6 protein-coding genes are annotated in these 6,407 nt (G+C 36.9%); 3 read left to right on the plus strand and 3 right to left on the minus strand.

Annotation, left to right across the window (positions count from 1 at the left end; genetic code table 11):
* Positions 1-115: 115 nt before the first annotated feature.
* Positions 116-1,444: an L-cystine transporter gene (locus tag AC3WOM_RS26305; protein ID WP_492449067.1), complete on the minus strand. Its 1,329-nt coding sequence runs from the start codon at positions 1,442-1,444 to the stop codon at positions 116-118.
* Between the two features lie 265 nt (positions 1,445-1,709).
* Here AC3WOM_RS26305 and AC3WOM_RS26310 point away from each other — a divergent pair, with 265 nt between their 5' ends.
* Positions 1,710-2,471, plus strand: a complete 762-nt coding sequence (locus AC3WOM_RS26310) for an SDR family oxidoreductase (protein ID WP_492449057.1) — start codon at positions 1,710-1,712, stop codon at positions 2,469-2,471.
* A gap of 29 nt (positions 2,472-2,500) precedes the next feature.
* Here the strand turns inward: AC3WOM_RS26310 and AC3WOM_RS26315 are convergent, their stop codons facing one another.
* Both AC3WOM_RS26315 and AC3WOM_RS26320 read right to left on the minus strand, forming a co-directional pair.
* Entirely contained in the window at positions 2,501-3,457 is a 957-nt protein-coding gene (locus tag AC3WOM_RS26315; RefSeq protein ID WP_427543105.1) for a GGDEF domain-containing protein, read from the minus strand.
* Positions 3,435-4,316: an EAL domain-containing protein gene (locus tag AC3WOM_RS26320; protein WP_492449060.1), complete on the minus strand. Its 882-nt coding sequence runs from the start codon at positions 4,314-4,316 to the stop codon at positions 3,435-3,437. The genes AC3WOM_RS26315 and AC3WOM_RS26320 overlap by 23 nt, the downstream gene beginning before the upstream one ends.
* 326 nt (positions 4,317-4,642) lie before the next feature.
* Here AC3WOM_RS26320 and AC3WOM_RS26325 point away from each other — a divergent pair, with 326 nt between their 5' ends.
* Positions 4,643-4,828 (plus strand): hypothetical protein, encoded by a 186-nt coding sequence (locus tag AC3WOM_RS26325; RefSeq protein ID WP_283870429.1) that lies wholly within the window; start codon positions 4,643-4,645, stop codon positions 4,826-4,828.
* Positions 4,818-6,236: an amidase gene (locus AC3WOM_RS26330; RefSeq protein WP_492449064.1), complete on the plus strand. Its 1,419-nt coding sequence runs from the start codon at positions 4,818-4,820 to the stop codon at positions 6,234-6,236. The genes AC3WOM_RS26325 and AC3WOM_RS26330 overlap by 11 nt, the downstream gene beginning before the upstream one ends.
* Positions 6,237-6,407 lie beyond the last annotated feature (171 nt).

Below are 6,407 nucleotides of genomic sequence, written 5' to 3' on the forward strand. Positions count from 1 at the left end.
TCGTTTTGAAAAAGGGCTATACTTTTTAATTTGTCACCTTGATGTCATTGACATAATAGTATTTCAACAACATGAAGGAGCTACTCTCAAATGAGAATAGCTCCTTCTTACATTTTTATAGGTCCGCTACTTGAGCACCTAATTCTTTATTATTGTACATATCTGTGTCCAATTCTTTGGTTACACGTGCAGTTGTGACACCCGCTGTCATAGAGCCACTTACATTTAGTGCAGTACGTCCCATGTCGATTAATGGTTCAACAGAGATTAAAATACCTGCAAGCGCAACTGGTAAATCAAGAGCTGATAAGACTAGAATTGCTGCAAATGTTGCACCACCACCAACACCAGCTACACCAAATGAACTAATTGCCACCACTGCAATCACAGTAATGATGAACACTGGATCAAGTGGATTAATGCCAACTGTAGGCGCAATCATGATGGCTAGCATAGCAGGATAGACACCCGCACAGCCATTTTGACCAATCGATAAACCAAATGAACCTGAGAAGTTCGCAATTCCTTCTGGTACACCTAGACGACCTGTTTGCGTTTTAATGTTCATTGGCAAAGCACCAGCACTTGAACGTGATGTAAAGGCGAATAATAATGTTTCTGCAGATTTTTTCAAATACGTAAATGGATTTAAACCACTCAATGTTAAGATTAATAAGTGTACTAATAACACAATAAATAGTGCTGCATAGGATGCAATGACAAATTTACCTAAATTATAAATTGCCCCAAAATCAGATGTTGCTACTGTACGTGCCATAATGGCAAGTATGCCGTATGGTGTTAAACGTAAAACGATTGTTACAACACCCATTACTAATGCATAGATAGCATCTAGACCCTTCTTAATCGTTGCGCCCATCGCTTCATCCTTACGTGCTACACGTAAATAGGCAAAGCCTAAGAATGCTGAAAAAATTACGACCGCAATCGTTGATGTTGAACGAGCTCCCGTTAAATCAAGGAATGGGTTTGCTGGGAATAACTCAATAATTTGTGTTGGTAAATCTGGTGCAGCTAATCCAGAAGTTTTTTCTTCGATATATGCTCCACGCTGAGTTTCTGCATCACCTTGCATAATTTGTGATGCATCTAAATCAAATACAGTTGCTGATAAAATACCTACTGCTGCTGATACAGCTGTTGTACCAATTAAAATTGCTAAAATTAATGCAGCCATTCTCCCAAAATTCTTACCCACCTTCATTTTTGTAAAGGCGATTAAAATAGAAATAAATACTAATGGCATAGCAACCATTTGTAGCAATTTCACATAACCAGTACCGATTATGTTGTACCAAGATGTCGTTTTAGCCAATACCTCAGAATCGATACCATAAATTAAATGAAGTCCAAGACCAAGTGCAATTCCTAGACCTAAACCTGTAAAAACACGATTTGAAAACTTAACGTGTTTTTTGTTCATAAAATATAAAATTCCAACGAAGACGAGCAAAACAGCTACGTTAAGAATGATTTGTAATGTAGACAATGTAAATCCTCCTAAGATGCTTAATTATGATGTAAATCGAATTATATACCCATAATCCCTATAATTCAAGTATGTTTTATTAAGATTAATAATTTCCTAAATTGAAAACGATTCCTTTTCTTTGATTATGCCCCAAACACGGAATATAATAAATTTAGTTTAACACTAAACCTTTTTTCACGATGAGAGGAGTTTCTTTATGGGAAAATTACAAGATAAAGTAGCTATTATTACTGGTAGTGGTGCAGGAATAGGAAAAGAAATAGCACGTAAATATGCTATCGAAGGTGCAAAAGTGGTCATTGCTGATTTTAATGACAATGCCTTAAACACAACTGTTACTGAATTTAGGGAAGCTGGCTATGAAGCATTTGGAGTAAAAGTAGATGTCGCTGTAGAGGAAGATATTCGTGCAATGATTGCTAGTACCATTAATTATTATGGTCGTATTGATATTTTAGTCAACAACGCTGGAGTTGGTGACAATATGCAAGCAGCAGCGAATGTAGAAGATACTGTTTGGCAGCGCGTAATAGACATTAATGTAACTGGTATGATGCGTGCGATTCGTCAAGTTTTGCCGATATTTGTTGAAAATGGCGGTGGCACAATTGTTAATATGTCCTCTATTACTGGTCTTACAGGAGGACGAGGAGGCTTAGCATACACAACTGCCAAGCATGCTGTAGTTGGTATGACAAAAAATATTGCCTCTCACTATGGTTCACAAAACATTCGCTGTAACGCTATTGCACCTGCACATGTAGAGACTGGCTTTGCGGCAACAATGACAAATGTTGACCCATTCGGAATGGAACAATCTATTCGTGGTATACAACTGATGCCAAAAGCTGGACAGGTTTCTGATATCGCTAACATTGCTCTATTCCTTGCCTCAGAAGACGCTGGTCTAATTAATGGTGTGGCATTAGCAGCCGATGCTGGTTGGAGTGCTTATTAAAATTATAGAAACTAAAAATCCTACCTCAATTAATGAACGAGGTAGGGTTCTTTTTTGTATTCATTAATTAAATAACAGCTTCCTGAGATCTTTTTACATTGTTTTTTTACACGCGTCACAGCATCTGATAAATGATTGACAGAGGTGAATTGTTGATTTTGATTGGTAATCACCGCGACTGATAGAGATGTACATTTAAAGGGCTCTAGCTTCCCCATTCTATTATGAATCTGTAATGTAGCTAAATTCTCTAGGTCATAAAAGTCTAAAATTTGAGCATCAAATTCGTTTATAATTCTTTCACAAATTGGAGTGGTATCATAATGAGGAAGAATTGCGACAAAATCATCTCCGCCAATATGCCCTAAAAAGTCCTCCACACCAACGATATTTCTTTTCAAAATATCAGTTAAATATAGTAGGATTTTATCTCCTTTATTAAAACCGTACGTGTCATTATAGGATTTAAAATGATCTAAATCAAAATAGATTAAGCTATACTGTGGTAATAACAACGATTCTTCTAGTTTTTCATCAATTAATTTATTACCTGGAAGGCTGCTTAATGGATTTAAGAAGCTTGCAATAGCTACTTGCGTGTCTACAAGCTTTAGTAATAATTCGCGAATGCTAACTACACCAACATATAGACCATTCCGTGTAACAATAACATCATCATATAAATCCTCTGGAGGTCTACTCATTGCAACTGTACTGACCTCAGTAATAGGCGTATGATGTTCTACCATTAACGGATTGTCCTTAATAATAAGTTGGTTTTGACGTCCCATAAATAAATTATAGCCATAACGTGTACCAATTTTTTGATAGAAATGTGTGCGTGTAATATGCCCAATTGGTCTCTCATCCCTGACAACAACAACACTGCGCAATGATAGATTACTGGTAAACAGTAAATCCACCTCTTTGTTTTTCACAAATTCATCAATACAAGGAACAGTTTCAATGACTTCCCCTATCTTCATGGTCACCCATCCTTATTTTCCCTAAATGTATTTCCTTTGCGGGCTTTCCTATCGCATATCCTTGGGCATAATGAATACCTATCTTATGCAAATATTCAAGCTCCTCTTGCCGTTCAATACCCTCTGCAATAATTTTTGTTTCTACCTGCTCCGCATATCCCACCAGCAATGACACCAGCTGCTGCTGTTCACTATTCTGATCGATAAATTGAATTAAAGAGCGATCTAGTTTAATAAATTCAGGCTTTAAATAAATAAGTGTTTTTAAGCTGTTATAGCCTGAACCCACATCATCTACTGCAATTCGATAGCCCTGTGATCGATAATGTGATAACACACGTTCAAACTCTACAAAATCTATCACCGCACTACGCTCTGTCAGCTCAAATACAACCTGCTGAGGTTTAATGCCTAACTCTTTTAATAATTGCAAGGTTTCACCGCTATGATATTTCTTATCTAGCAGAACATTCGGATGTATATTTAGAAAAACTAAAAAATCTCTATTTATCAAATCTCCGTGTAACCTCTCTTTAAAACGTTGTAATGAAAGGTTACGACAAAAGCATTCAAATAAAAAAACACAGTCAGTTTGTCCAACAAATTCATAAAACTGATCGACACTTGAAAACAGTTGAGAAGGCTCTGGACGATTTAGCGCTTCAAACCCCATTGTCTGCATAGTCTGAATATCGACAATCGGTTGAAAATAAGTATGTAAAGCATTTTCTTGAATAATTTGCTTTAATGCCTTTAAACGTTTTATATACAATATATTGTTTTGATGCTGCTCATATAAATGCTTCAAATAAGAAAATACATTACTAGTTTTTATGCTTTGTCTCACAACAGACTCCATTCTCGCACCTCTTAAATTGGTTATTATGATCTATTGTACCCCTTTATTGTAAATATACTGTGAATAGGATGTAAAAAGAGATAGCTCAAGCACTATATTTCTATCAATCAAAACCAATGCTCTCTTAAAAAGTAAGCTTTTTTAATTATTTTTAACCATAGTACATTTTTCACAATATACAAACTATTCAAATATAACAAATTTGATATATTTTATAATTAGTGTATGCTTGCAATAATAGTATTTTATTACCTTTTATAAAAATTTGTTCTTAATAGGGAAACCTATTTAGATAAAAACTATTTTTTCAAGGGAGGATCCTGTTAATGAGCTTGTCTATTCAACAAATATTAGAAAACAAAGGAATTACACCAAAATCTGAGCACCTTGAACAATTAAAAATACGCTGGGAAGGCATGCAGTCGCTTCGAGGTAATTTAGAAGGAATCGCTATCGATGACGCTGATATTGCTATCCGTAATCTTCCTGGAGGTGATCATATTGACAACTGATTTACATTTAAAATCTGTTGAAGAGCTAGCACCTTTACTGGAGGCTAAAAAACTTTCCCCTGTCGAATTGACGAAAGCAATCTTAGATTTTGCAGAAGAAAGTCAGCCAAAGATTAACGCATATATGGCATTTTATCGTGAAGAGGCCTTAGCACAGGCACAAATTGTAGAAAAAGAGATCTTAAACGGACAGTATCGTGGAATGTACCACGGGATTCCCATGGCTTTAAAAGATAATCTGTATTTTAAAGATAAAATTACAACGATGTCTTCCAAGATTCATAAAGACTTCGTATCAGGCTATGATGCGACTGTCGTAGAAAAGCTTCGTGATGCTGGTGTGATTTTCACAGGAAAATTAAGCATGCATGAATATGCTTGGGGGATTACCAATAATAACCCTCATTATGGACCCGTTCGCAACCCCTGGGACTTAGAGAAGATTCCTGGAGGTTCTAGTGGTGGCTCTGGCGCGGCAGTAGCAGCAGGAGCTAGCGTTGCCTCATTAGGGACTGATACTGCTGGCTCCATTCGAATTCCTTCTTCGGCCTGTGGGATTGTTGGCTTAAAGCCTACTCATGGACGTGTAAGCAAGTATGGCTGCTACCCACTTGCCTGGAGCCTAGATCATATTGGACCTATGACTAAGACAGTCAAAGATGCGGCAGGTCTACTTGAAATTATCGCTGGTTTTGACCATAGAGATCCTACTTGTGTAAATGTCACAACTGAGAATTATAGTCAGCAAATCTCAGGTGATGTAAAAGGTTTAGTTATTGGCATCAACGAAGATTATTTCTTTAATCGCGTTGATTCAGATGTAGAAAAGGCTGTGCGAGCAAGCATTCAAAGCTTAGTGGATCAGGGTGCAAAAGTTGAAACTGTTCGTATCCCTTCCCTGCAATATGCTGAATGGGCTGAGCTGGTTACTTCCCTTTCAGAGGCTGCAGCCATCCATCATTCAGATTTGCAAAGCAGACCACAGGAATTTGGTGATGATATCCGATTGTTATTCGAGCTAGGTGAATTACCTTCTGCAGTGGATTACTTACAGGCTCAGCAAGTCCGTCGACAAATTAAACAAGAGTTTACACAAATATTTAATCAGGTAGATGTGTTAATATCACCTACATTGCCTGTAGTGGCAAGTACTATCGGTGATAATTTTGCCACTTTAAATGGTGAAAAGGTTGATTTAATTGACAATATCATTCGTTTTACTGGTCCAAGTAACTTAACAGGATTACCTGCCCTTTCCGTTCCTTGTGGCTTTAAGGGCAATTTACCAGTAGGCCTTCAAATCATAGGACCTGCCTTTAAAGAGGGTCTCATTCTGAATGTTGGCTATGCGATCGAACAAACGAATCCGTTGAAAAATAGAAAGCCTAATATTTTTGCAAATCTTTAAAAATAAAACAGATATTTTACTAGAAAACTGCTGATGTAATGTCAGCAGTTTTCATGTTGTTGAAATACTATTATGTCAATGACATCAAGGTGACAAATAAAAAAGTATAGCCCTTTTTCAAAACGAGAGGTTGATCTCCGTTCCGACTGAGCGCTTTCCTGGGGGCGTCCG

Source organism: Lysinibacillus sp. FW301-JW8, assembly GCF_058788755.1.

Bases quoted from the DNA above. Each gene is read 5' to 3' on its own strand.
- AC3WOM_RS26320 (WP_492449060.1), bottom strand. From the start codon at position 4,316: ATGGAGTCTGTTGTGAGACAAAGCATAAAAACTAGTAATGTATTTTCT.
- AC3WOM_RS26325 (WP_283870429.1), top strand. From the start codon at position 4,643: ATGAGCTTGTCTATTCAACAAATATTAGAAAACAAAGGAATTACACCA.
- AC3WOM_RS26310 (WP_492449057.1), top strand. From the start codon at position 1,710: ATGGGAAAATTACAAGATAAAGTAGCTATTATTACTGGTAGTGGTGCA.
- AC3WOM_RS26315 (WP_427543105.1), bottom strand. From the start codon at position 3,457: ATGAAGATAGGGGAAGTCATTGAAACTGTTCCTTGTATTGATGAATTT.
- AC3WOM_RS26305 (WP_492449067.1), bottom strand. From the start codon at position 1,444: ATGAACAAAAAACACGTTAAGTTTTCAAATCGTGTTTTTACAGGTTTA.